14 protein-coding genes are annotated in these 24,828 nt (G+C 72.5%); 3 read left to right on the forward strand and 11 right to left on the reverse strand.

The window, feature by feature from the left end; all coding sequences use genetic code 11:
- Nucleotides 1-168 precede the first annotated feature (168 nt).
- From ACZ4O3_RS43180 to eccCa, 11 genes are all read right to left on the reverse strand, one after another.
- On the reverse strand, nt 169-546 hold the full coding sequence (locus tag ACZ4O3_RS43180) for a hypothetical protein (RefSeq protein WP_467727875.1): 378 nt from the start codon (nt 544-546) through the stop codon (nt 169-171).
- The gene (locus ACZ4O3_RS43185) at nt 539-970 is read right to left on the reverse strand and encodes a YbaB/EbfC family nucleoid-associated protein (RefSeq protein ID WP_467727877.1); all 432 of its coding nucleotides are present in this window, start codon (nt 968-970) and stop codon (nt 539-541) included. Before ACZ4O3_RS43185 ends, ACZ4O3_RS43180 begins: the two co-directional genes overlap by 8 nt.
- A 48-nt stretch (nt 971-1,018) precedes the next feature.
- On the reverse strand, nt 1,019-3,283 hold the full coding sequence (locus ACZ4O3_RS43190; RefSeq protein WP_467727879.1) for a hypothetical protein: 2,265 nt from the start codon (nt 3,281-3,283) through the stop codon (nt 1,019-1,021).
- Between the two features lie 136 nt (nt 3,284-3,419).
- Nucleotides 3,420-4,193: a hypothetical protein gene (locus ACZ4O3_RS43195; RefSeq protein ID WP_467727881.1), complete on the reverse strand. Its 774-nt coding sequence runs from the start codon at nt 4,191-4,193 to the stop codon at nt 3,420-3,422.
- Nucleotides 4,159-4,449 carry a WXG100 family type VII secretion target gene (locus tag ACZ4O3_RS43200; protein ID WP_467727882.1) on the reverse strand — a complete coding sequence of 97 codons (291 nt, stop codon included), beginning with the start codon at nt 4,447-4,449 and terminating at the stop codon, nt 4,159-4,161. The genes ACZ4O3_RS43195 and ACZ4O3_RS43200 overlap by 35 nt, the downstream gene beginning before the upstream one ends.
- 41 nt (nt 4,450-4,490) lie before the next feature.
- Nucleotides 4,491-4,823 (reverse strand): WXG100 family type VII secretion target, encoded by a 333-nt coding sequence (locus ACZ4O3_RS43205; RefSeq protein ID WP_467727884.1) that lies wholly within the window; start codon nt 4,821-4,823, stop codon nt 4,491-4,493.
- A gap of 127 nt (nt 4,824-4,950) precedes the next feature.
- On the reverse strand, nt 4,951-8,163 hold the full coding sequence (locus ACZ4O3_RS43210; protein WP_467727885.1) for a right-handed parallel beta-helix repeat-containing protein: 3,213 nt from the start codon (nt 8,161-8,163) through the stop codon (nt 4,951-4,953).
- Entirely contained in the window at nt 8,160-10,586 is a 2,427-nt protein-coding gene (locus ACZ4O3_RS43215; protein ID WP_467727887.1) for a hypothetical protein, read from the reverse strand. Before ACZ4O3_RS43215 ends, ACZ4O3_RS43210 begins: the two co-directional genes overlap by 4 nt.
- Nucleotides 10,587-10,591: 5 nt before the next feature.
- Nucleotides 10,592-11,884, reverse strand: a complete 1,293-nt coding sequence (eccB, locus tag ACZ4O3_RS43220) for a type VII secretion protein EccB (RefSeq protein WP_467727888.1) — start codon at nt 11,882-11,884, stop codon at nt 10,592-10,594.
- Between the two features lie 11 nt (nt 11,885-11,895).
- Nucleotides 11,896-13,293, reverse strand: coding sequence for a type VII secretion integral membrane protein EccD (gene eccD / locus ACZ4O3_RS43225; protein WP_467727890.1), 1,398 nt, complete (start codon nt 13,291-13,293; stop codon nt 11,896-11,898).
- The gene (gene eccCa, locus ACZ4O3_RS43230; protein WP_467727892.1) at nt 13,290-17,261 is read right to left on the reverse strand and encodes a type VII secretion protein EccCa; all 3,972 of its coding nucleotides are present in this window, start codon (nt 17,259-17,261) and stop codon (nt 13,290-13,292) included. Before eccCa ends, eccD begins: the two co-directional genes overlap by 4 nt.
- A gap of 321 nt (nt 17,262-17,582) precedes the next feature.
- Between eccCa and ACZ4O3_RS43235 the strand changes: the two genes are divergently transcribed.
- From ACZ4O3_RS43235 to ACZ4O3_RS43245, 3 genes are all read left to right on the forward strand, one after another.
- Nucleotides 17,583-19,145, forward strand: coding sequence for a ricin-type beta-trefoil lectin domain protein (locus ACZ4O3_RS43235; RefSeq protein WP_467727893.1), 1,563 nt, complete (start codon nt 17,583-17,585; stop codon nt 19,143-19,145).
- Nucleotides 19,146-19,404: 259 nt separating this feature from the next.
- On the forward strand, nt 19,405-20,109 hold the full coding sequence (locus ACZ4O3_RS43240; RefSeq protein ID WP_467727895.1) for a hypothetical protein: 705 nt from the start codon (nt 19,405-19,407) through the stop codon (nt 20,107-20,109).
- Nucleotides 20,110-20,242: 133 nt separating this feature from the next.
- The gene (locus ACZ4O3_RS43245; protein WP_467727896.1) at nt 20,243-24,019 is read left to right on the forward strand and encodes a S8 family serine peptidase; all 3,777 of its coding nucleotides are present in this window, start codon (nt 20,243-20,245) and stop codon (nt 24,017-24,019) included.
- The last annotated feature ends 809 nt before the right edge of the window (nt 24,020-24,828 follow it).

The following is a 24,828-nucleotide window of genomic DNA, read 5'->3' on the forward strand; positions in this document are numbered from 1 at the left end:
CCCGCCGCATACGCCGCACCCAACCGCGCCAGCGCCGACTCCGACCCCTTCGGCCACTCCTGACCCACCGCCAGATTCGCCACCCACGCAAACCCGTCCGGAATCTGCAGGTCACCCACAAAGCACCCCGCATTTCACAACCAGACGGACTACGTGATGACGTGAAGATCAGCGTTTAGGCTTCGGCGCGGAGTGCGCTGAGGGAGTATTCGTTGCGGCCACATGGCCGGGGGAATTCAGTTTGTGCGCCGCATCCGTGGCGACTTCCTCGGTCCTGTTGAGGTACGTTCCCATGTTCTTCAAGTTTTCGGCCGTCGACTGGATTCCGCGCGCGTAGACGGTGGTTGCCTTGTGGAGGTCGTTGGATCCCGGGATGAATTGCTCTCGGAATGCCCTTTCCGTTTCGTCGGGGTCTGATGTGCCCATGTATTCGTTCGTGGCGGCCATCAGCTTTTTCCCGATGTTGGCGAACCTGGCGGCCAGGGCCTGCGCCTCTTCGTAGGCCGTCTTCAGGCCGTCTGATCCCTTGACGATCAGTTCACTCATCGTTGTCTCCTCGGAAGTGCAGGTCTGTGGGGTCGAATCCGGCGTCCGGCATCAAGGGCTCCTCGGGCAGGAAGGCGGTGGGGTCGCCCTGTCCCTGGAGGAGGCCGGAGAGGGTTATCCCGGGCGGAAGCTGAGCGGAGACGATCTCGTCGACGCTCTTCAGAGCCTGCGACCTGGCCTGCTGGATCGTGGTGAGCAATATGTCCGCCAGCTCCTTGGGAGCCATCCGGCGATAGGCGCCCGTGGGGAACTCCAGCGCCGTGACCTGGCCTTGAGCACCCACGGTGACCTTTACGGCCTGGCGCGGTGCGGTGGCCGTCGACGTCGTCTCGTTGATGCGTCGCCGGGTCTCGACGGCTTCTTCGCGCTGCCGGCGGTACTGCGCCAGCAGATCCTCGATCTCCTGGTCAAATCGGCTGGGCATGGGAACTCTCCCTCTTGAACGGTGTCGGACTCTCCTCGGGCCGACGAGCTACAAAAGCGGATTGGGTCCGCTGGGGACGGTCCCCCACGCGCTCTCCTCCTGCACGAGGAGGTCCGCGATGCCTCGCGAGGTCTCTTCCGCCGCTTCCTCCTCGGATTCCTCCTCGTCCTGCTCGGCATCCGTCCCGGGTTCGTCGTCGAGGGCCACGAAGGGTGCGACGGCGCTCGTCTCGGACGGCGTCGCGCCGGCCGGGCGCTCCGGCTGCCAGGTGCTGCGGGGCTCGTGCGCCAGGCCGTCCTCGTCCGTGCCGGACGGCGCCTCCCCCTGTCGCGGGAGCGTCCACAGGAGCGGTACGAACGCTCCCGCGCCCGCCGCCGCCTCCCAGGCGGAGAAGTCCTCCTCGCCGTCGTCGGGCAGCGGGCGCGGGACGACGTTGCCGCTGTCGTCGCCGGGCAGCGGCATTCCGTCGGACCCGGTCATCGCGGGTGCGCCGCTCGTCGCGGCGTCGCTGTCGTCGTTCCCCGACGTGGCCGCCGGTCCGGCCGTGGCGGCTTCGGTGGGCACACCGCCCTCGGTCGTGCCCTGGCCCGCGGCGCGGGCCGGCGAGGCCGGGGCACCGAAGCCGAGCAGGTACGGCACTCCGGGCAGGACACCGTCGGGCGAGCCGACCTGCTCTTCCTCGGGGGCCTCCTCGGGCTCCCACGGTTCGGTGTCCGGTTCGAGGAGCCCGGACGCGTCCGAGCGTTCGCCCGCCGCGTCTCTGCCACCGGGTGCCCCGCCCATGCCACCCATGCCGGGCAGGTAGGGCAGTCCAGCCGCACCGAGGCCCTCCGCGGCTGCCGTGCCCAGCCCTTCACCGCCGGCCGCCGCGCCCAGTTCGGAGCCCACCTCGTCGTCGCCGAGGGCCGCGTCGCCCTCCCACGGTTCGGTACTCGGATCGAGAAGCCCCGAAGCGTCCGAGGGCTCGGACGTCAACGCGTTGGCGCCCGCACCGCCACCCATGCCGGGCATGTAGGGGTAACCACCCGAGTTGGCCGCCTGAGAGGCCCCCTCCGCCGCGCCGAGGCCGTCGCCCAGCTCCTCCCCGAGCCCGTCACCGATGCCTCCGGTGAGGCCGTCGTCGAGCCCGGTGTCCCCGAACGCGGAGGGATCCTCCGCCGCCAGCCCGTCGAGTGCCTCGTCGCCCGCGGCGCCCCCGCGGCCGGTGCCCAGCCCTGAGAGGCCGGAGAAGGGCGCCGTCCCGAGCAGGTTGTCCAGGGCCGACGGGTCGAAGCCCGATCCGCCGATGTCCGCGCCGTCGCCCAGCCCGCCGATCCCGTCCGTGCCGCCGCCCAGGTCGGACGGGTCGATCCCCAGGCCGGGATCCGCGGCCAGGTTGTCCAGAGCGTCGAGACCCGCACCGGCCCCGCCACCCGTGTCCAGACCGTCGAGGCCGGAATCGATGCCGGTGTCGGGCATTCCGGCGAGGGACGCAAGGCTCTGGGGATCCGGGCCGAGGCCCCCGCCGTCGCCCAGCCCGGCGTCATCACCGAGCCCCGGGATGTCGCCGCCCGCGCCCGGGTCGCCGCCGAGGCCGCCGTCCAGCCCGTCTCCCCCGCCCGGGTCGGAGCCGTCTCCGCTGTTGACCGTGATGTCCAGTGTCTTGGGATTGACGATTGTGTCCGTGGTGAACTTGTAGTTCTGCGCCAGATTCAGAAGGATGTCACGCATCGCGGTGGTCATCGCGTTGACGATCGCGGGAAACTTGCTGAGTGACACGGCTCCGTCGGAGCCCTGCGAAGCGTTCTGCTTGAGCGCCATCGCCGCGTACTTGGTGTTGAGCTCGTTGATGGCGACCTGTGAATAATTCAGCTCGATCGCGTTGACCAACAGCTGCTTGGGCACCGAGTTCGTGCCCGTGGAACCGCCCGACAGGACATCCGCGTTCGCCTTCACCTGCCGGGAGAAATTCGTCATCATGTTGTGGAACGACTTGGCGGCGTCTCCCTGCCATGGGCCGTGGTCGCCCGCGAGTGCGTCCGCCTGGTCGGCCAGAGCCTTCGAGACACCCTCCAGCAGCAACTGGACCTCGTGGAAGACGGCTGAGGCGTCCTGCAACGACTGCGGATCGGCGACGGCGCGAGCATGAGCCCAGTCCGAGGCATTGGGCGTGCCCGAGGCCAGGCCGACGATGGATGCCTGGATCTGCTTCCAGTCCCAGGTGTAGTAGTCCATGGGGCTGCCGTCGGACGATTCGTCGGGCTGGCCGAAGACCATCCCGCCGTTGCCGCTGCCGCCGTCCTGGGTGAACCCGTCGCTCGTGTAGTTCGGCACTTCGATCTCCCGTGCGCCTGGCGTCTGTGTCCGAGCCTGCCTTCCGGCCGATGCCGGAGGCGGGCCGCGAACTGTCACATCCGGCTGAGACCGAAGCTCATGCCGTCCTGCCGGAGCCGCTGAGGCGGCCCGGACTTCAGGAGCCGGATCCTTTGCCCGACCCGGATCCCGACCCGGATCCCGACCCGGATCCCGACCCGGATCCCGACCCGGATCCCGACCCGGATCCCGACCCCGACCCCGACCCGGATCCCGACCCCGACCCCGACCCGGAGTCTCCGCCGCTCGTTGCGCCGGAACCGCCGTTGGCCTTCATCATCGCGTCGAAGTCGCCGGGTGCTTTCTCGAAGGCGTCCGCCAGGTTCTGGGCCGTCACCTTGTTGGCGTCCTCCCCCGCGCCGTAGTCGTGGCTCAGCTTCCGGGCGCCGTCGCGTGTGTCCGTGAGGCCGTTGACGAGTTGCCCCAGGACGTCGGAGTAGCTCTTCTTCAAGCCATCGTGCTGGCTCACTCCGGTGACCTTCCTCCGCATGGCATTCGCGTCGTAGAAGGCACCCGGTGCGAAGGTGACAAGGTTGTCGAGACGGGTTTTCACGGCCGTCACGGGCTGAATCATCTTGTCGAGGTTGGCGGCGAAGAGGTCCAGCGACGGGGTGTCGACAGAAGTTCCCTTCGTCCCGTCGCCACCGGGCACGGGCGGCGGTACGAAGGGGTGGGTGTTATTGCCGGATCCACCCGAGTTCCCGGAGCCACCTGAGCTGCCGCCGCCGGAGGGGTTCGGAGTCGGGGTCGACGACGGGGGGGTGTTGGAGCTGGACCCGCCCTTGGGCGCGGGCTTCGGCTGGTCGTTCCCCTCGGACCCATCCATCTGTTGCATGTCACTGCCCCCAGAGGCTGACGCCCTGCCGCTCACCGGCCTGGTACGCCTCGTTGATGTGACCGAGCGAGTTCGTGGCGTTGGACGCCTGGATGGCCATGTCGGCTGCGGCCGCGTCCCACTTGGCCTTGGCCGCGTCGTACGTGCTGCGCGCGTCGCTGGTCCACTCGCTCAGGTTCATCTTGGCGCCGTCGTCCAGGTTGGCGAGGGTCTCCTGGATCTTCTTGCTGATCGCGGCCATCTCACCGATGACGTACTCGACCTGGTCCATCTGCACCGTATAGGTGGCCATCTTGTCGCTCCTCGGAATGTGACGGGATGGGCGGCGACGGGTCAGAAGCCCGGCAGACCCTGCCCCATGCTCTGCTTGACCTGGGCGGCCGCGTCCGTGGTGGCCTGGTGGGTGTTGGTGTAGCCGCCCGTGTTGGCCTGCAGCTTCTCGAGCATCAGGCTGAGCTGGCTGCGGACGGTGGAGAAGTCCTGCAGCCAGGTGTCCATGGCGCTCTGGAAGGTGCTCGAAGCGTCGCCGGTCCAACTGCCGCGCAGGGTGTCGATCTGGCTCGCCATCTGCGTGTACGAGCCGTTGACCTCGTCCAGGGCGTTCTGGAAGTCGCCCTGCGCGGACTTCATGCCGGCAAGGCTCACCGAAGTGTCCGTGGTGGCCACGCGCTTGCTCCTCTCGTGAGTGCTGTTCGCTCCTGTGGCGAAGATGGTCCGTGAGGCGGATGACGAAAGACGAGTCTCCGCGGGGCTTGTTGCCCGGCTGTCCTTCCGTCTCTGCCCTTTAGGCCCGTCAGGTGACGGTCAGGGTCCGCGCGACGGGCAGCGAGGGGTCGTCGGCGAGGTCGTCGAGGACCACTTCGTCGGTCCCGGCGCGTGCGGCGATGCGATCCGCCAGGCGGTGCGCGCCGAAGGCGCCGTGGGCCGGGTCCTGGCCGGAAAGCGCTGTGATGACCTCGTCGCTCACCTGGAAGCCCAGCATCGTCAGCCGCCGGTAGGTGAGCTCGGCGAGCCCGTCTCCGGTCCAGGCCGGCAGGCGGAGATATTCGGCGAACGCCGCCGCCAGGTCGGTGTGTTCGTGCAGCAGGTCCATCAGGTGCGGGCCGCCTCCTGACAGCACCAGCACCGGTCCGAGAGCGTGGCGGGCTTCGGCCTCCATCGCCAACGCCTCGATGACGGCGTCCTGTTCGTCGGCCGGCCGCTCCTCGAAGACCGGGTCGGTCTCGGCCAGCAGGATGCCACCCGTCGCCTCCTGGAAGATGTGGGCGAGGTAGGAGGCCGGTTGGTGGGGCCAGCGGGCCGGGACGTTGGACAGCGGCAGGTGGGTGAGCGTCCCCGACGGTATGACGCCGGACTCGGCGAGGGTGCGGCCGTAGGCCGCGGCCAGCGCCCGGCGTCCGCTGCCCGGTGGGCCTTCGAGAATGACGTCCGCGAGGTCGGCGGCGCCCTGGCCGAGCTCGACGAGGGCCTCGACGCGGGCGGCCAGGGCGTCCGCCGCGCTGTCGAGTCCGGTCAGCGCGCCGAGATGACGGGCGGCCGCCGCGGGGCTGGTCCACGCGGGCGGGACGCGCTCGGGCACGGAGGTGGTCTCGGGAACGGAGGTGGTTTCGGGCGCGGGAGCCGGGCTGGACGGCGCGTCGTGCGCGGTCGCCGGCGCGGGGGCTGCTTCTTCGGGCCGCGGTGGCGGCGCCGTGGAGGCGGCTTCGGCCTGCCGGGCCGGCGGTGCCGGGGCGGGTGCCACCCGGGGGACATCGGCCGCGGTCAGGCGGCTGAGTTCGCTGTCGTGCTCGGTGGCGTCCGACGCCAGTCGCGACGCCTGGGTGCTGATCATCGACTCGAACACCTGCCGGGCGACCCGGCCGTTGCCGAAGGTGGGCCCCTTCGGGACGTCCTCGAAGTAGCGGTGGAGGGCGAGAAGGGCGTCGTCGGCGAGTTCGTAGTAGTGCCTGTCGCAGAGGTTGCGCGCGATGGTGACCAGTTCGTCCGGGGAGTAGTTGGGGAACTCGATCGTCCTGGCGAAACGTGAGGCCATGCCGGGGTTGGAGGCCAGGAAGCGGTCCATGTGCTCGGAGTAGCCGGCCGCGATCACCACGATCTCGTCGCGATGGTCCTCCATCAGTTTCATCAGCGACTCGACGGCCTCCTGTCCGAAGTCGGGACCGCTGCCGCGCGACTGGTTGGTCAGGGTGTACGCCTCGTCGATGAAGAGCACACCGCCCAGGGCCCGGTTGAAGACCTCGGTGGTCTTGATGGCGGTGCCGCCGATGATCTGCGCGACCAGGTCGGCGCGGGCCACCTCGACGATGTGGCCCTTGCTGAGGATGCCCAGTTCGGCGAGGACCGCGCCGTAGAGCCGGGCCACGGTGGTCTTGCCGGTGCCGGGGGGGCCGGCGAAGACGAGATGGCGGCTCATCGGCGGCATGGGCAGGCCCATCTCGGTACGCCGCTGGGTCATCTTGTTGAGGTTGATCAGCCCGGTGACCTCGTGCTTCACGCTGTCCAGGCCGACCAGTGCCTCCAGTTCGGCGAGCGGCCCGGTGCCGGTGCTGCCGCGTACGCGGGTCCGGGAGTCGGGGTCGTGCGGGTCGGAGGGCGCGCCGTACCGGCCGTCGGCCGGCCCGGCGGGGGCCGTGCGGTCGCCCGCGTTGTCGGAGACGGCGCAGTTGCTCAGGTCGGTGCGCGCGTCGGCGTGGGCGTTGACGCCGGCTCCGCGGGCGCCCGTCAGGCGGCAGCCGAAGGCGGTGAGAGCGCCGTTCGCCAGGACCCGGATCGCGTCGTCGGCGGAGTCGGTGAACTCGCTGTCGTGCACGATCAGTTCGGTACCCTCGCCGACGACCGCCCCGCAGCCGTGCAGCGTGCAGCCGGCGAGGAAGGCGCTCGCCGTGTCCGCGAGGGCCAGGCCCTGGCCACCGCCGCTCAGATCGATCCTGCCGTCTCGCACGGTCAGTTGCGCGCCGCCCTGGGCGCGGATGCCGGCGCCCGAGGTGCCGGTGACGGTGAGCCGTTCGAGTTCGGCGGCGCCGGCGTCGAAGACCTGCACCGCGGCGGTGGCGGTGGCGCGGACGGTGAGTCCGGTCGCGCTCACGGAGGTGCCCGCACCGGTCACATGGAAACCGACCGGGGTGTCGGTGATCTCGCAGTTCTCGATGCGGGGCCGGGCTCCTCCCGCGGCCTGGATGCCGGCGCGCGCCGCCCCGGTCACCGTGCAGCCGCGCAGATGCGGTGCGGCGCCCTCGGTGATGTGCACGGACTGGCCCGCCGAACCGGCGAAGTCGCAGTCGGTGAGGGTCGTCTCGCCGCGGCTGGTGAGGTAGGCGTCGAGCACGGCGCTGCCGGTGACCGAGACCCGGACGAGGGTGGCCCTGGCCTCCTGCTCGACCGCGACGGCGGGTTTGGCGCTGGCGGTGATCTGCGTGGACTCGACGGTCGCGGTGGCGGTGCCGTTGACGCAGACGCCGTTGCCGCCGGGGCGGTCCAGGCGGCAGTCGCGCACGCCGAGGCGCCCTTGCTCGGCGACCACGACGGCCGAGGAGCCCGGTTCGCTGATCTCGGTGCCCTCCAGGACGTTGCCGCCGCGGGAGGTGACGACGACGCCCGCGCCGTTGGGATTGAGCACGGTGCAGCCGCGCGCGGCCAGCACGCCCTCGTTCCAGGCCAGCACGGCAGTCCAGGCCGCGCCTTCGACCACGCATCCGTCCAGGGCGGACTGCCCGCGGCGCAGGTCGAGGACGGGTGCCTCCGGGTCGGCGCCGGACAGCACGAGGCCGGAGAGCTGCACCGCGTCCGCCTCGACGACCACGGTGCTTCCGGTGGCCGCGTGCACCCGCACGGTCCCGGCGCCGCCCTCGGCGGCGATCGTGACGGCGCGGGTGATGTCGAGGTTCTCCTCGTACCGGCCCGGGGCGACGGTGACCAGCGCGCCCTCGACGGCGTCGGCCAGGGCCTGGCCGATCGTACGGTGGGCGCCCGGCCGGTCCGGGGAGACCAACAGCACCTGTCTGCTCATGGCTTGGCTACTTCCTCACGACCTGAACGGCCCGTGTCGGGGGTGACGATGAGTCCGGGCGGATCGGCGCTCTCCGTCGTGGCGTCGGTGCCTGCCTTCTCCAGGGCGTCGAGGATGTTGCCCAGCCCCTTGACGGCCATCTCGTCGAGCCGTGCCTGCTGGACGTCGACCCGGCCGTCCTCGGAGATCTCCGACGACGACACCTCCCGCATCAGCACGGCGCGGCCGTCGGTGCGCAGCACCTTGAAGACGGTCCCCGGCAGGAACAGCACCCGGTCGGCGAGCGTCGGGTCGAGCTGGGTGGTCCGGCGGGCGGTCATCGACCAGATCAGGACGTCGGTGGCGCCGACGCCGCGAGGGCCGGTGTGCAGCGACGTCCGGGCGTGGCAGAACGCCCACTCGGTCACCAGCCGCCCCTGCCGGTACCAGGCCCGCTCGGCGTCGGTGAGGCGGGTGCGCAGCAGCGCCGGGCCCCGGTAGGAGGGCAGCCTGCGCAGTCCGGCGGTCACACAACGGGCGAGTGGCACGTGGGGTCCGGCGGTGGCCGTGCGGACGGCGGCGTCGGCCCCGCGGCTGTCCCCGGACAGGTACAGGCGTACCGCGACCAGTTCGGTCAGAGCGTCGGCCGCTTCCGCACGAGAGCCTCCGCGCAGTCCCGGTGTCTCGGACATGACCCGGGAGACGGCACCCGCGGTGGCGTTGTACTGCTCGTTGAACATCCGGCGCAGCCAGTCCCGTTCCTTGGCGACGCCGCGTTCGGGCGGAACGGCGCGGGCGGCGGAACCGGGGACGGGCTGCACCCGGACGGCCGCGGCCGCGGTGGCCGGGGCGGGGTCGGGCACCGGGGCGGGGCCGGGCGTCGCGATCGGGGGCGGGGCGACGGGCGGCCGCGGGTCCGGGTCCACTCCCGGTTCCGGGGCGGGCGGCCCGGATTCCAGCCGGAAGCGGGGCACGGCGGGCCGTACGGACCGTGGAGGGGGTGCCGGTTCGGGGGCGGGCGCCGGGGCCGGGGGCTCCGCCACGGCCGGTGGTGTGTCGGGCCCGGGAGCCCGGTCGGGGGCCGGGAGCGGGTCGGCGCCGTCCCCTTCCTGCGCCTCGGGAGCGGTGTCCGGTGGCGGTGCCGGTGCGGGGTCGGCGCCGGTGGTGCCGGCCGGCGCGGGCGTCCGGGTGGCGGGTTCGGCGCCCGTGGTGAGGGGAGCCGCTCCGAGGGAGGGGTCCTGTGCCGCCGTGGTGGGTTCGGCGGCGGCTCCCACCTGCGGTGTGGACGTGTCATCCGGTGCGGGGGCCGCCACCTGTGGTCCGGACACCTCCCGCACGCCACCCGCGGGCGGCGCGGTCGTCCCGGAGACCATCTGGACCCGGGGCAAGGAGTGCCGGGGCAGGAGGGCCGGTACGGCCGCCGGGTCCGCGGCGCGGACCGTCGGCACCTCGCCCGCCGCGATCTCGGTTCCGCCGGCCACTCCCGCGGAGGCCGGGCCGGCGCCGAGTCGGCCTCCGGCCGCGGTGGTGTCCGGAAGGGCGGCCTTGCCCGTCGTCGCGGGCTGGCCGGAGGCCGGCAGGGGCTGGAGCGCCGCCGTGGCGCGTGCCGGCACGTAGGCCAGGGTGCCGTCGTCGCCGTCCCGGGCGGTCGCGCCGGAGGGGAGGTCCGCGTAGAGGACGACCTCGTGGTCCAGGACGTCGGCGAGGCACTGCCCGGGGGTGAGGGACTCCGGGATGTCGAGCGTGCCGTAGAGGTGGAAGCGCACCGAGGGGCGCGCGTCGGGCAGCACGCTGTCCCAGTAGCGGGCCACGTCGTCGACCGGCAGGGGTGGTGTGTCCGGGCTGCCGAGGACGACGAGGAGACGACGCGGGTCGATGGGGACGGTCTCGACCGTGCGCCGGTGCTCGCCGGGCAGCAGGGTGCGGTCGGTGTGGCGCAGCCACACGCCGGACGGGACCGGCTGGGCGGTGGTGCGGGCGCTCACCGCACGGGCGCGCGTGGGCAGCGCGAACTCCCAGTGCGGCTTGGGGAATCGCTGGGAGTCGTGCTCGGCGGCCCGGCCCGGCCGGAAGCGGAGCCAGGCGGCGTCGTCGCCGGGTACGAACAGGCCGCCCCTGACGGTGGGCACCAGGGCGCCGTCGGCGGCGAGGACCTCCCTCCCGAGCCGGTCGGCGATCAGTCCCGCGGCCCTGCGTACCTCCTCGCCGCGGTCGCGGCCGAAGACGACGCGCAGGCTGCCGTACCGGGCTGGGGACAGCAGCCTGGCGACTGCCCGCCATTCGTCGGCGAGGACGCCCGCGGGCAGGTCGACGACGACCAGGGTGTGCTGCGGGTCGCGGCTGAGTCCCTCCGCGAACCAGGCCGCCCGCTCGTCGAGACGTCCCTTCGGGTGGACCAGCAGGGCGTCGCCGGCCGGAGTGGCGCGCAGCCGTAGCCTGCTCACCCCGCTCACCCCTTTCCGGCCGCGGCGCGGCTGAGCGCCGGGCCGTCGGGCAGGAGGGCCAGGACGCCGGCGGGCAGGGTGAGGCGGGACCTCGCGCCGCCCAGACCGAGGGCCTGGAGGGCGTCGTCGTCGGCGATGCGGTACTTCACCCCTTGCTCGGTGACGAGGTAGTTCAGACGGGTGCCCTGCGGGACGGCAAGGACCCCGCCGCCGGCCGGCAGGGCGACCGGGCCGCCGTCGAAGTGGCTCACGACCAGTTCGTACGTGCTGCCGGTGGTGTGCTTCAGGCAGAGGGTGCCGCCGTCCAGGGCGGGTACGCCGACGACGTCGGGGATCCGGTCGGTGGGGCCGCGGTCGGGCGAGACGGGGGCGACGGCGATGTCCGTCTGCTCCACCCGCCGCGGTTCGGGTGCGCCGGGACGCGCGGCGAGCAGGGCATAGGCGGTGGGGTTGACCGGGACGAGTCCGTCGGAGCGCAGCAGGTAGTGGCGTTCGCTGCCGTCCGTGCCGGTGCGGAAGAGCTGCCCGACCTCGGCGGTCTTCCCGGCGACCTTGCCCGCCGACTTGCCGGCGCCGGACGGGGTGGGCGCGCTGAGCGCGGCTCCGGTGGGGACGTCGGCGAGCCAGTCGGCGGTGGCGGTGAACGCGATCTGGTCGTCCAGGCCGAGGGCGATGAGGGCGGCGTGGCCGGGGACGGGATGTTTGACGCCGCGCAGCAGCAGGTAGAGGCTGCCCTTGGGGCCGGTGACCAGGGCCTGGCGGCCGGCCGGCAGGGCGCGCATCGTGGCGACGACCGGGCCGAAGGCGAGGCTCTGGCCGGTGTCGGCGGCCCCGGCCCGTGGCAGGCAGCGGGCCCAGGGGCCGGGCGTGAGGTGGGCCGCGTCCGGCACCGTGTCGGGGGCGCCGGGTATGCCGACAGGGGCGCCCTGCGGGACGCCGGCGAGGGATTTCGCCGAGGGGGTCGCGGGAGCGGCCCGCCTGCCCGCGATGAGCAGCGCGGAGGCGTAGTTGCGGGTGGGGCGCAGGACGCCGTCGGCGTAGATGTAGCGATTACCGGTGTCCTTGTCGAGGACGACGGCGCCGTCCTTGCGCCAGTCGTCCTTCGCGACCGGGGAGACCAGGCCGTACACGCCGAACCCGGCGCACAGCAGGACCACCAGGGCCACGCCGAACACGGAGCCGAGCGTGGACCTGCGGGTGGGGCTCTGCCCCCGGCCGGGGTCCCCGCTGACCAGCGCGGAGGCGAGGCGGCCCATGGCGAACTGGTACGCCTGTACGTGATCACGTCGAGTCTGCACGTTCGCCCGCCCTAGCCGGCCAGGCCGCGGAAGTAGGCGTAGGCGTCGAGGAGTTGCAGCAGGAGCGGCAGCAGCGCGACCGCCGTGACGATCTCCAGGAGATCTCCGAGGTGACCCCAGATGGGCAGGAGCCGGGCCTGCGGCAGCCGCCACGCGCCGACCAGCAGCAGTACGGTGGCGGCCAGCAGCGCCACGAGGGCGATCGCCCTGCCGCCCGGCCCGTCGTGCGCGGTGCGCAGCACCAGGACCAGCGCGAGCCCGTAGGCGCCCGTCAGGACGGCGGGTGTGCGCTGGAGGGTGCCGTTGGTGCCCCGTGCGCGCAGCAGCACGGCAAGGCTCAGGGACAGCGGCAGCAGCCAGCCCGCCCAGCCGGGTGCGTGGGAGGTCACCAGCCACAGCGCGACGACCCAGAACAGCGCCGAGCCGATGCTGATCATGTCGAGGCAGGCGGTGGCGACGGAGACCCGCTGGGACACCTGTGTGCCGGTCTCCGGCTCGATGCCCTCCTGGAGTTCCTGCGCGTCGTGCGGGAGTTGGGGCACCCGCAGCCGGGCGGTCCGCAGGGCCAGGCGGGGCGCGAGGTGGCCGAGCACGAACAGCGCCACGGCGATCACCGCGGCGGACTGCGCGCCGCGCAGCCCGAAGACCTCGCCCAGACCCGCCGTGCCGGCCGCGGCGACCGCCGTGAGCAGGACGGTGCCGGGGACGACCAGCGGCAGCGCCCGCAGGGCGAACAGCAGGGCGGCGAGCCCTGTCACGAAGCCGCAGCCCAGGACCACGCCGGCCAGCCGGGTGGTGTGATCGCCGGCCGGGTCCGCGCGCACGATCAGTCCGGTGACGGCCGCGAACACGAACGCGCCGAGGCCGGCGACCAGGACGCTGCCGCGGTCCGCCTCCAGATGGGACAGGGCGGCGCAGGCGGTGGCCAGCACCACTGCGACGGCCGCGGACACGGCGGCGGTGCGGTGGCTCGCGCCCGTGCCGAGCAGGGCGGCGGCCACGGCGGCGAGGGCCACGCCGGCCAGTCCGAGCGCGAGGCCGCGGGTGAGTTCCGGCCGCCACCGGCCCTGGCCCTCGCCGACGGTCCGGGCGACACCGTCGGCGAGGTCGTCGAAGTGCACGGCGGGCAGCGGGGCGTCGGCCGGGCGCAGATGCAGGACGTCGCCGTGGCGCAGCCCGGCGGTCTCCGGGGTGGCCTCGGGCGCGAGGGGGTCCTCGCCCAGCCGCTGCAGCACCCAGGGGTCGCCGTCCGCGGCGGCCGCGGTGGGCAGCTGCCGCAGCAGGGAGGGGAGCAGGTCGGATACCGGTGTGGTGACGGGGATCGACAGGTCGGTCCGGCCGTCGGGCGTCTCGACGGTGACGCGGCAGACCTCGGTGGCCCTTCCCGTCAGCGGTGCTGCCGTGGTCATCGTGCTCCTGTGGGGACGGGGCCCGCCGAGACCAGTCCGGTCTGGACGAGCTTGATGTGGCGCCGGGTGACGAGCTGGGCCCGTCCGGCGGGCAGGGTGCGGGGCTTGGCCTCGCCGATGAACTTGCCCTCCTCCTTGGGGTAGGAGAACAGCAGCGCCGGGTTGCCCAGCTCCCACATGCGGCGGATCAGCGGGTCCATCACCGAGCGCATCGCGCCCGAGGTGCTGCGGGCGACGACCAGGTGCAGCCCGATGTTGGCGCCCTGCGACAGCAGCGGCACCAACGGCGCCATGGGGGAGGCCGTGCCGGGTGCGCCGGCGAACAGGTCGTAGTCGTCGACGAGGACGAACAGCAGCGGCCCGGCCCACCAGTCGCGCTTCTCCAGCTGCTCCGGCGTGATGTCCGCTCCGGGCTGCCGCTTGCTCACGGAGACGGCCGCGCTCTCGGCGAGCTTGCCGAGCCCGTCGCCGTCGACGACGTATCCGACCCGGTACTCCTCCGGTACGTCCTTGAGCAGGCCGCGGCCCGGGTCGGCGAGCAGGATGCGCGCCTCCTCAGGGCGGTAGCGGCTGGTGATGGCGCGGATCGCCAGGCGCAGCGCGTTGGTCTTGCCGGTCTCGCCGTCGCCGTAGACGAGCAGGTGCGGGGTGGCGCCGAAGTCGTGCCAGACGGGGGCCAGGCGCTGTTCGTCCCAGCCGAGGCAGAACCTCAGGTCGCGGGCGTCGGTGGGCGCCGGGAGGCGGCGGGCGTCCAGAGTGGTCGGCAGCAGGCGTACGCCGGGGGCCTTGTCGCCGGTCCAGAACGTGCTGATCTCGGCGACGGCGGCCTTGGTGGCGGCCGTCAGGTCGTCGCCGCGCGAGGAGCTGTCGAGCCGGGGCAGCGCGGACAGGAAGTGGTGTCCGGTACCGGTCAGTCCCCTGCCGGGCTGGTGCGGGACGCCGGCCGCGGCCCGGGTGCCGACCTCCGACTCCATCGCGTCGCCGAGGCGCAGTTCGAGCTTGGTGCCGAGCAGATCGCGGACGCGCGGGCGCACCTCGGACCAGCGCACCGCGGCGACCACCATGTGCAGGCCGAACGACAGGCCCCGGGCGGCGAGCTCCATGACCCGCTGCTCCAGGTCCTCGAAGTCCTGGCGGAGCGTGGCCCACCCGTCGATCACCAGGAACACGTCACCGTACAGGTCGTCGACGGCGCCGTCGGCGCGCAGCGCCCGGTAGGCGGCCATCGACTCCAGCCCCCGCGAGGTGAACAACTGCTCCCGCCGCCCGACGAGTTGCGTCAGCTCCTCGACGGTACGCAGCACGCGGTCACGTTCCAGACGGGTCGCGATCGACCCGACGTGCGGGAGTCCGGAGGTCGACACCAGGCCGCCGCCGCCGAAGTCGAGGCAGTAGAACTGCACTTCGGCGGGCGTGTGGGTCAGGGCCAGGGACAGCATCAACGAGCGCAGCAGGGTCGACTTGCCGGTCTGCGGGGCGCCCACGACACCGACGTGTCCGTCGGCTCCGGAGAGGTCGGCGACCAGAAGTTCGCGCAGCTGCTCGAAGGGGCGGTCCACCATTCCCAGGGGCACCCGCAGCGCTCCCTGGACACGGGGGTCGGACGCGCCCATACCCCGCCGGGGGTCGGGCACGATGCCGGGCAGGAGCTGGTCCAGGGCGGGGGACTCCGACAGGGGGGACAGCCAGACCTGCCGTGCGGGCGGCCCGTTGTCCTCCAGCCGGTCGACCATGACGTCGAGCAGGCTGTCGTCGGCGCCCTCGTCCTCCACCGCGGACGCGGTCGGGCCCTGTTCGTGCAGGGCCTGCTCGGCGAGCGAGACCAGGGCCGCGGCCTCCTCCGCGCGCACGGAGGCGAGACTGCCCCGCTGCTCCAGGCCGAAGGCGGTCACTTCGAGGGCGGCGCCCTCCCGGCGTGCGGCCTCCTCCGGGCTGGGCGGCGCGGGGACGGGACCGGAGACGTAGGCGGCCTTGAACCGGACCAGGTTGGTGGTGTCCACCTTGAGGTAGCCGTTGCCGGGCGCGGACGGCAGCTCGTAGGCGCTGGCGGTGCCGATGACGCTGCGGGATTCCATGGAGGAGAAGGTGCGCAGCGCGATCCGGTACGACAGGTGGCCCTCGACGCGGTGGATGCGGGACTCGTCCAGGCGCTGGGAGGCGAGCAGCAGATGGACGCCGAGGCTGCGCCCGAGCCGGCCGATCGACACGAACAGCTCCACGAACTCGGGCTTGTTCGCGAGGAGTTCGGAGAACTCGTCCACGATGATCAGCAGGGAGGGCAGTGGCGCGAGCGTGGCCCCCTGGCCACGTGCCTTCTCGTACTCGTACTGCGAGGCGTGACCGGCCTCGCGCAGCAGTTCCTGCCGGCGGATCATCTCGCCGTTGATGGAGTCCCGCATCCGGTCGACGAGGTGCAGTTCGTCGGCGAGGTTGGTGATGACGGCCGAAGTGTGCGGCAGCCTGTCCATGTTGAGGAAGGTGGCGCCGCCCTTGAAGTCGACCAGGACCAGGTTGAGGATCTCGGAGGAGTGGGTGGCGGCCAGGCCCAGCACGAGGGTGCGCAGCAGTTCGCTCTTGCCGGATCCGGTGGCGCCGATCAGCAGCCCGTGCGGGCCCATGCCGCCCTGCGCCGATTCCTTGAGGTCGAGTTCGACGATCTCGCCGTCGGCGGTGACCCCGATGGGCACCTTCAGCCGGGCGTGCTGGGCCAGGCGCGGGCGCCACTTGGCGTGGACGTCGAAACCCCGCACGTCGCGGATGCCCAGCATGGTGGTGAGGTCGAAGTCGGACTCCAGCGGGCGGTCGACCAGGTCGACGCCGCCGCTGGTCCGCATCGGAGCGAGGACGCGTCCGAGCGTCTGCGCCTCCACGGGGGCGAGCCGGTCGGCGCGGCCGGTGACGGTCTCGGTGCCGCTGGGGAAGCCGACCTGCCCGTCGTGCGCCCGGAGCCGGAGCACCTTGGGACCGCCGGGCACGGCCCCGGTGAGGTCGAGCAGCACGACGCCGCGTATGCCGGCGCCCAGCAGGCGGGAGGACTCGGGTATGCGCACCCCTTGGGCGACGATCACGGTGAACGGCTCGGCGACGCTGGGCGAGGAGTCCCGGTCGTGGTCGGGCCGGTCACGGACGTCCGCTCCGAGGAGTTCGAGGAGTGTGTCGTGGTCGGAGGCGGCGAGGCGGAGCGGTCCGGCGGAGTCCTCCTCGTAGGGGTGGGCATTGTGCGGCAGCCACTTGAGCCAGTCCCACTCGCGGTGCGCCTCGGCGTCGCCGAGCACGGCGATGCGCAGTTCGTCGGGGGAGTGGAAGACGGCGAGCTGCCCGAGCATCGCCCGTGCGAGGGAGAGCGCTTCGTCGGTCTCGCCGGTGAACTCCACGCTGGTGAAGCGTTGCAGGGACACCGGCACGGGCAGCAGGGGCACGGTCTGGTGTGCCTTGGTGAACCGGCGCAGCGAGATCGCGCACAGCGGTTCGAGGTCCTCCACCGGCTTGGTCTGCGGCGGCATGAAGTCGAGGGCCGCGCGCCGGGTGGCGAGCCCGATCCGGACCCGGGCGAAGTCCTCGTGGCCGGGCCTGCGTTCCCACAGGCGGGTGCCCCTGGCGAGCGCCCACAGGTCACCGGGCGGGGGGTTGTCCCACAACAGGGCGGCGCGCTGTTCGTCGGCCGCCTGCCGGGCCTGCTTGCGCTTCTGGTCGAGGTAGCGCAGATAGTCGCGGCGTTCGGCGCGCATGCGCCGCCGCCGGTCCGAGCCCGGGCGGCCGACCTGCGTGAGCGTCATGCTCATCATCGCCACGCCCATCATCCCGGACATCATGTAGGTGGAGGCGCCGCCGCTGCCGACCGAGAACATCAGCACCATGGCCCCGGAACCCAGGCCCATCGGCAGATAGGTCATCAGCGACCCGAAGTCGGCGGTGGCCGGTTCACTGAGCACGGGGGGTTCGGCGAGCTCCACCTGCCCCTCTGGCATGGGCGGACCCTCTGCGCGCGGCGGACGTTTGGCGACCATGGTGCTCAACGTGCGTTCCCGCTTTCCTGCTTCCCTGCGGCTGGAGTCTCCCGAGCCTAGGCAGACCCCTGCCCGAGCCCCCGTCCGACGGCCGATGTCTGTCCCCGCGGGCACGTAATCCTGGCCGAAGGGGCAGAGGGCCCGGCGGGCCCGTGCCGGAGACACAGGGGAAGACCCTCGGCCCTCCAGGGCAACCTTGCCCGCGTCCGCGCTCCTTGGCTCTCGCCTCCTCCTAGGGTCGTCCGTTCGGAGACCACCAGACCGTGAGGCGGGCGGGCACACATGGCACAGAGGACCGGACGGGCGGAGTCGACCGGGTCGGCCGGCGAGGCGGCGATCTGGGAACAGCCGCTGCCCTGGCTGGGAGAGACGGGGTCCGTGCCCGCCACGCCGGTCGGGGAGGCGGGGGTCCCGGAGGGAGAGGAGACCGCACCGGAGGCCGGGCCCAAGTCCGGGTCCGAGACCGGCCCCAAGTCCGAGACCGGCCCCAAGTCCGAGACCGGCCCCAAGTCCGAGACCGGCCCCAAGTCCGAGACCGGCCCCAAGTCCGGGTCCGGGTCCGGGACTGGGTCCAAGTCCGGTTCCGAGGTCGAGGCCGGTTCCGAGCCCGAGCCCGAGTCCACGTCCGAGGTTGGGGCGGCGAAGCCGAAGGCCGTGCCGCCGTCCGGCGCCGGCCGCGCCGACGTCGGTCTCCTCGCATCGATCCCCGCATCGGCGGCAGGCACGCTGGTTTCCGCTCCCGCCGGGTCTCTGACCGTACCCGAGGCCGAGACGGAGCCCGCATCCACGGCCGTCGTGGCCGGACCGGCCGAGGAGGCGGAACTGCCGGGCGCCGCCCCGACCGAGAGCCATGGACGGTCAGGCCGTCCGGCCGCGACCGGCGGTGCGGACGAGCGGAACGGGGAGGAGGGCCGGTCGGTGAGGTATCTGCGGCTCCTGATGGCCAAGGCCGGCACGGTGATGGCCGCGCGCGGCGGCAGCCCGTCGCCGGAGGCCCGGTCCGAACGCAACGTGCGCCTCGTCGGGGTCATGACCGCCGTTGCCGTACTGGCGGCGCTGGGCCTGGGAACCGTCGCCTTCATGGCGGTTCCCGACGGTGACGCCGACGCCTCCCAGCCGCGGGCGGCGCACGTCGAGGACGGCGTCATGCCCAAGATCGGACCGGGCGGCGCGATGATCCCGTCCGTCTCCGCGTCCCCTTCCGCCCCCGCCGGGCACGGCAAGGACGGCAGTCCCAAGGTCTCGGTCCACGCGGGTCCCGGCGCCGGCGCAAGGCCGGGCGGCGGCCCCTCCGCGGGCGCGGACGGGTCCAAGTCCACGCATGCCGCTTCCTCTTCGGGTTCCGGCGGCGGGAGCAAGGCGGTCGACGCCTCCGACTCGCACACCACCGGCTCCGGCACCAAGGACACCACCAAGAGCCAGACGAAGCCGACGCCCGCGGCCACGCACGCCGCCGCGGTGGCCGGGGACATGATCATGGGCTACGGGTCCTCCCGCTGCATCGGGGTGTCCGCGCACAGGGGATCGGACGGCTCCCCCCTCACGCTCCAGGGATGCGCCGCCGACGCCTGGCAGAAGTGGGTGTTCGCGTCGGACGGCACCGTGCGCTCCGAGGGCATGTGCATGGACATCGCCAACGCTTCGAGCGACGACGGCGCGACCATCCAACTGGCCCGCTGCAACGGCGGCTGGGCGCAGAAGTTCAACCTCAACAGCTCCCACGACCTGGTCAACACCCGGATCGGCATGTGCGTCGACGCCAAGGACATGGGGACGGCCGCCGGCACCCGCCTGCAGCTGTGGGAATGCGGCGGGACGTCGAACCAGAAGTGGCACCTCGCCTGAGCGGCGCCCCTGCCCTGGTCACCCGGCCGTCGGCACGGGCACGGACTGGCTGCGGCGAGATCGATGGGGCACCCCGGATACCTCAACAGGAACACCGCGGCGGACGGTGTGGTGTTCGCCGCCTCCGTTGCGTTACATGGTCACAGGCCGCCCGGGCATGCCGCCAGCCGGGGGCCACCAGAGTGTGCGTTCCCGTAGTGAATGAGAGCCGTACGTGGTCACCCCAGGTCGTCAGAGCCTACGTATCCCCGCGGTCACCGTGACCGGCGAGACGGAGAAGGCGCGGGCCGTCCGCAGCGCAGTGCGCCGCCGGGCCGCCGGCATGAGCCATGCGGACGTCGTCCGGGTGCTGGACGGCATCGCATCCGGACCCGCACCGGACACCGGCCCGGAGGACCTGGCCGACGGCGCGCGCGCTGCGGTGGAGTTCGGCGAGTGGCAGCGCATCGAGAGTCTGCTGGCCGACACCGCCCAGATGTACGATCCGAAGTCGGATCCGATGGTCCGCGAGGAGCGCGTCGCGAACGCGGAGGCAGCGGCCGCGCGCGCGGCACGGGAGCGGGAACGCCAGGACCAGCGCGGTTACGACTACCAGGCGCACGCCCGGGTGTACGCGCTCCAGGTCGTCGAGGAGGCGGGCCTGATGGAGGAGGGGCTCGGCGAGCGCCTCGGCGCCGAGGGTCCGCTGGTCCTGTTCGAGTCCGGCGATCTGAAGGCATGGCGGCACGTCAGCGAGCGCACCCGGCACACGTCGGTGTCCCTGCAGGAGCGCATCCCGCACACCGTGAAGGATCCGGCCGACTTCCCCCCGTCGGTCAGGGCCCACAGCGCCCTGCTCACGACGATGGCCTGGGTGGGGCCGTTGAAGGCGATCGATCCGGCGCTGGTGGTGCGTCTGGCCCAGGCGGACCCGGAGGCCGCGCTGGCGCTCGCCGACTGGCTGAAGGACATCCAGCGCCGCTGACCGGTTCACCGGGGCAGTCCTCCCTGCCCTTAAGGGCGGCGTCACCGAGGGCGGCCCGTTCGTAAGCTCGTTGAAACGTTCAACTAGCTAGCATGCGGCCGACATTGGACGGATCTCATGCGAAGGATCCTCTGTGAGACCGCACTTCCGAGACCGATCAGGCCTTCCGCTCGTCGTGGGCGTCGCCGCGATGCTGATGGCGGTCCCGCCGGCATCCGCGGCCGACCGCGCCACGTCCGCCCCCTCGCCGGAGCGCACGCCCTCCCTCAGCGCCCCGCACCTGGCCGGGCCGCGTGTCGTCACCCTCATCACCGGTGACCGGGTCACCCTCACGCAGGGCGGCGACGGCCCGCCCACCGTGACCGTGGACGGTCCGGACGGCCGTCGCGCCGACGCCCGCGTCACGACGCAGCACGGCGACACGTACGTCTACCCGGCCGCCGCCGAGCGGTTCGTGGCCGCGGGGCTCCTCGACGACCAACTCTTCGACGTCACACGGCTCGTCGCCGACGACTACGACGACGCGCACACCGACGGCCTGCCCGTCATCCTGACCTACGCCTCCGACGCCCACCGGAAGCAGGCCGCGCCGTCGCTCCCCGAGGGCTCCACCGACGCGCGGGCGCTGACCAGCATCGACGGCACCGCCGTCACCCAAGAACACGGCCACGCGGCGTCGTTCTGGGCCGACCTCACCCGGCAGGAGCCCGCCTCCCCGGCCGCTCGCACGGCACGGACGGCACCGGCGCTGGCCGGCGGCGTCAAGAAGGTGTGGCTCGACGGCAAGGTCAAGGCGGACCTCGCCGACAGCGTCGCGCAGATCGGTGCCCCCGAGGTCTGGAAGGGCGGCGACACCGGGCAGGGTGTGGACGTCGCCGTCCTCGACACCGGCTACGACACCGGCCACCCCGACCTGCGGGGCGTCGTCGCCGACTCCGCCAGCTTCGTGCCCGGCGAGGACGTGGCCGACCACCACGGGCACGGCACGCACGTCGCCTCCACCGTCGCGGGCAACGGAGCCGCGTCCGGCGGCAAGGAGAAGGGCGTCGCCCCCGGTGTGCGCCTGCACGTGGGCAAGGTCCTCGGCGACGACGGCGGCGGCTACGACTCCTGGATCATCAGCGGCATGGAATGGGCCGCCCGCGACGTCAAGGCCCGCGTGATCAGCATGAGCCTCGGCGGCGACCGCCCCTCCGACGGTACCGACCCGCTCAGCCGGGCGGTCGACGACCTGAGCGCCGAGACCGGCGCCCTGTTCACGATCGCGGCCGGCAACTCCGGACCGTCCGACGCCACCGTGGCCACCCCCGGTGCCGCGTCCGCCGCGCTCACGGTCGGCGCCGTCGACTCCTCCGACGCGCTCGCCGACTTCTCCAGCCGCGGCCCCCGCTTCCGGGACGACGCGATCAAGCCCGAGATCACCGCCCCCGGCGTCGGCATCCTGGCGGCCCGTTCGCAGTGGGCGACCTTCGGCTCCGGCTCGTACGCCACCCTCAGCGGCACCTCGATGGCCACCCCGCATGTCGCGGGCGTCGCCGCCCTGGTCGCCGCCGAACACCCGGAATGGGACGGCGCCCGCATCAAGGACGCCCTGGTCAGCACGGCGCACGCCACACCGGACATCCCCGCGGACGCCGGCGGCAACGGCCGCGTGGACGCCGAGGCGGCCACCGGCCCGCTGGTGGCCACCGGCACGGCGGACGCCGGCATCCACACCCCCGGCACGGCGTCCGGCACCGTGACCCGCGCGGTCACCTGGGCCAACTCGGGAGACACCCCCATCGCCGTCACCCCGCGCGTCGAGGCGGCCGACGCCCCCGAGGGCCTGTTCACCGTGACGGGCGTGCCGGTCACCGTCCCCCCGCACGGCACCGCCACCGCCGACGTGACCACCACGCTCGACCGGGCCCCGGCGGGCGCGCGATTCACCGGCCACCTCGAAGGTGTCGTGGACGGCGAGGTCGTCACCCGCACCCTGCTCGCGGTCAGCACCCGCGTCGAGGACCATCACCTGCGGGTGCACACCACCGACCGGTCCGGCGCGGCACTGCCCGGCGTGGAGGTGAACTACCGGCGAAAGGGCGACGACTCCACCGACAGCGCGCTCGACACCGACCTCGACGGCTCGATCGACACCGTCGTCCCCCCCGGCACCTACACCGTCTGGACCTGGGCCGCCGTGCGGGGCGTGCACGGCGCCTCCTCCGCCGGCCGGGCACTGATGGCGAAGACGGACGTCGTCGTCGGCAGCAGCGACACGGACGTCACGCTGGACGGGACGAAGCTGCGAAGAACGCAGGTCGTCACACCGAGGACCTCCACCGACACCTACATCCGCGCCGACTTCCACCAGTCGTTCAAGGACGGCTCGCCGGCCGTCACGGACAGTGACATGCTCGGAGACGCCTTCGACAGTGTGTGGGCCACGCCCATGCCGAAGCCGTCCGGAAGCGACCTGACCTACACGGTCCGCTGGCGCATGCAGCAGCCGCAGCTGCAACTCTCCTCCGGGGCACAGGAGTTCGACGACCTGTGGCTCCAGCCCGGATCCGGCACCCCGGCCGAGGGCATCCGCAGCCTGCCCGCCGTGTTCGCGGGCAACGGCACCGCCGCCGAGTACGCGGCGGCCGGCGCCCGGGGCAGGGTGGCCGTGGTCCGCCACGTCCCCGACGAGGGCGACGACGGTGACGACCGGACCGCCACCGCCGCCGACGACCCGTACACGGCCGCGCGCAACGCGGGCGTCGCACTGCTGGTCGTGGTCAACGACCAGGACGGCCGGCTGCGCGAGCCCACCAGCCGTACCGATCTCGTCATCGCGGGCCTGTCGCGCACCGAGGGCGAAGCCCTCATCGCCCGCATCCGGGGCAGCCGTACCGGATCGGTCCCGATGCGGATCGCCGGCCACGCGACGACGGACTACCTGTACGACCTGGTCCACAGCTGGCACGGCACCGTCCCCGACACGCAGCGCTACGCGCCCGGCCCGGACGGCCTCGCCCGCGTCGGCGTCTCCTTCCGCGGCGACCCGGGAACCGAACTCGACGAGTTCCGGTTCGACGTACAGCCCTACCTCGGCGTGAAGGTCGGCCTGTCGCGGCCGGTCCCGGCCGGTGCCGAGCGCACCGACTGGGTCACGCCCGCCGGGGAGGCGGACTGGATGGAGGAGGCCGCGCGGGGCGTCACCTCGATGCAGTACTCCGGACTGGTCGGCTACCCGGCGGGCCGGACCACCCCCGTCCAGTGGTTCGGCCCCGTCGAACACCCCCGGCTGAACGAGTCCCAGCGGCTGCCCCGGCGCACCGGCGACTCCTTCGACATCATCGTTCCGGCCTTCGGCGACGGCGGACGGAACCACGCCGGGGTGGCCGGCCCGGGCACCACGTCCCAGGCGATCGAGCTCTACCGCGACGGCCGTCGGGTGACCCGCGCCGACGGCGCCGGCATCCGTGTGGAGGACCTGCCGGCCGGCCCGGAGCGGTACCGGCTCGTGACGACGACCGAACGGGCGGAGGGATACCCCTACTCGACGGGCACGCGCACCGAATGGGCCTTCGCCTCCGCCGCGCCCCGGTCGGACGACCCGCAGCTGCTCCCGCTCCTGCAGTTCGACTACGGCATCACGACCGACAAGAACGGTGTGGCCGAGCGGGACGCGGAGCTCACGGTGACGGCCACCGCGCTGCCGGGGATCTCGTCCAAGGCGGTGGACACCGACTCGGTCGAGGTGTCGTACGACGACGGCCGCACCTGGCAGCGTCCCGCACGGCGCGGCGCGGCCGAAGACTCCGCCAGGGTCCGTCTGGACCCACCGAAGAAGGCCCGCTACCTGTCCCTGCGGGTCCACGCGACGGACGGACGCGGCGACACGGTCACGCAGACGGTGATCAGGGCCACCGGCCTCGCCTGACCCGCCGTTCCCCGGTGCTGGTGGACCTGCCTCGTGGCCGGGTCCACCAGCATCGTCGTTCACGGGCCGGCCCCGTGTGATTCCGGCTGCGGAGACAGGCCACGGCTCGCTTTCAGCGAGAAGATCGGCAACCCGCATCTGACTTCACCCTCCGCGGCGTCCTTCTGGATGCCGACGGCTCAGTCGCGTGGCGCGACTTTCTCCCTGTCGGCCCGCTGCGGAGCCCCTCTGGTGCTCGCACGAGGATTTCGCCCCCAAGCGCGACCTGCGCTTCCCGCTGCTCGCAGACATCGAACGCAAGATCGTCCAGTCGTAGGGCATCCAGATGCCCGGACTCGGCGTCAAGCGCTCGATGGTCGCCCAAAATTCATGCCGCTCATGTTTCTCCTCGAGGCGGCCACGAAATTCACATCGCAGATGGTGGAGTGGGTAAAGGCTGCCGAGTGAGGGTGAAGGTGCTGCTCAGACCGCATGTGAAGTAGGGCCGTGAATCAATCGGTTAACGGAAGTTGAATCGATGATGAATAATATCGAATGGATCCTGTGTTGCGCGTTCGGGCAATATCGCGGTCGAATTGGGCGGTGAATTGTTTTTGACCGTCGACTGATTTCGCTTACTGTTTTTACCCGTGATGAAAAGACTCCGCGGGTGGCAGGACGTGGCTGCCCTGTCCGGCGTGGACCGCCATTCGCAGAGTGGCCGTCCCCATGGACGGTGATCTGCGGATTCCGGATGGGTTTGCGTGGGTGGCGAATCTGGCGGTGGGTCAGGAGTGGCCGAAGGGGTCGGAGTCGGCGCTGGCGCGGTT

Source organism: Streptomyces sp. NPDC026515, assembly GCF_055567595.1.